At 66.7% G+C, this 273-nt stretch carries 1 pseudogene; it reads right to left on the bottom strand.

Features of this window, described 5'->3' with window-relative positions:
• Positions 1-52 precede the first annotated feature (52 nt).
• A pseudogene (locus tag ACQG3P_RS19745) lies at positions 53-273 on the bottom strand (bifunctional 23S rRNA (guanine(2069)-N(7))-methyltransferase RlmK/23S rRNA (guanine(2445)-N(2))-methyltransferase RlmL); the annotation flags it as partial.

Below are 273 nucleotides of genomic sequence, written 5' to 3'. Positions count from 1 at the left end.
GCTTGAAGCGGCGGAAGTTGTTCGAGAAGTACAGCTCGCCTTCCGGGCTCTACCGCGCCACGGCCGCTCGCAGCAGCCGCACATGCTCGCGCTGCACGGCGAAATCCTCGGCGCGGGCGGAGTTGGAGAAGGTCGGCGGATCGCAGAAGATCACATCGAACCGAGGCCGCTCGGCTTCCAGCCAGGCCAGTGCATCGGCCTGGAACAGCTGGTGCTGGCTGCCGCCCTTGCCGTTAAGGGCCAGGTTGTCGGCGCACCACTGCAGGTAGGCAC

Source organism: Stenotrophomonas sp. SrG (assembly GCF_050031795.1).
GTDB classification, from domain to species: domain Bacteria; phylum Pseudomonadota; class Gammaproteobacteria; order Xanthomonadales; family Xanthomonadaceae; genus Stenotrophomonas; species Stenotrophomonas rhizophila_A.
This window is presented reverse-complemented; position numbering and strand designations above follow the sequence as displayed.